This is a genomic window from Nocardiopsis alkaliphila YIM 80379 (assembly GCF_000341005.1).
Lineage (GTDB): Bacteria > Actinomycetota > Actinomycetes > Streptosporangiales > Streptosporangiaceae > Nocardiopsis > Nocardiopsis alkaliphila.
Map to the genome: position 1 here is coordinate 1 of NZ_ANBD01000206.1, position 1037 is coordinate 1037.

A 1037-nucleotide genomic window follows, 5' to 3' on the forward strand; every position below is an offset into this window, starting at 1 on the left:
CCCAGGTCACTAGACCACCTCGGGCCCCGGAGCATTCACCCGCTCCGGGCCCTCTTCCATGAATGCTCGAGGTGGAGCACTCAGCCGACCTTCAGCTGTTCGTCTCCGAAGTCGGCGATGAGCGTCAACGTGCCGCCGAGCGCCGAGACGTAGCGGTCGAGTACCTCACGTGTGGAGACGTCACCGGCCTCGATCTGTGAGACGCGGGCGACGGAGATCCCCATACGCTCCGCCACTTGGCTCTGGTTCAGTCCTCGGTGTTCACGCATCTCCACCAAGCGCCAAGCCCGCGCCCGGTCGCGCAGACGTTCCACCCCGGCTTCGAATGCCTCGGAGCCTCCAGCGTCGGCCACCGCCCGTTCCAGGTGCCCGCTCTTTCGCCAGCTCTGGTACCCGCTCATCAGGCCCCTTCCCCTTCACGTTCCTTCAGATAACCCTGATAGAGGCGTTCAGCTTCAAGGATCGCGTCTCGGTACCAACTCTTCCAGCGACCGGCCTTGTCCCCTGCCACCAAGAGGATCGCCGAGCGCCAAGGGTCGAAGGCGAACAGAATGCGCACCTCACTCCCCGTGGCGGATCCGGGCCGAAGCTCCTTCAAGTTGGCCATCGCCGATCCGGTCACCGTGTCCACCAACAGTCGCCCTTCCGCAGGACCGTTGCGTTCCAATATCAGGATCGCCTGGTTCACCAGGGTGTGACTCTTTCTATCGGTCGCGTAGAGCGTCTCCAGGAAATCCGCTACCTCGGAGGTCATCAGAATCTCCCACACGCTCCGCAACTCCTCGCTCCCAAGAATAACTCGACTTAAGAAAATCCTAAAGTACTTGGTTCGCCTCCACCGGGGTTCTTCGAACTCTGTGAGATCCAGGCCCTGATCAGGGTCGATCGAGGGCCCCGTGGCCAAGGCCGGGGCGCTGGGGTGAGCCTAGGGTCAGGAGGTGGCCACACATGGAACGCGCCAGACGCGGCAGGTTGAAGGGGGCTCTGGGAAGCCACGACCGCCCGGCCAGCGCCCTGAGTTTCCGGTTGGTCCTGGC

General features: G+C 63.4%; 2 protein-coding genes. Both read right to left on the reverse strand.

The features are described 5' to 3' along the window. Positions 1-80: 80 nt before the first annotated feature. Positions 81-401, reverse strand: a complete 321-nt coding sequence (locus D472_RS0124350) for a helix-turn-helix domain-containing protein (protein WP_017607032.1) — start codon at positions 399-401, stop codon at positions 81-83. Further along, on the reverse strand, positions 401-769 hold the full coding sequence (locus D472_RS0124355) for a type II toxin-antitoxin system RelE/ParE family toxin (protein ID WP_017607033.1): 369 nt from the start codon (positions 767-769) through the stop codon (positions 401-403). The genes D472_RS0124350 and D472_RS0124355 overlap by 1 nt, the downstream gene beginning before the upstream one ends. Positions 770-1037: the final 268 nt, after the last annotated feature.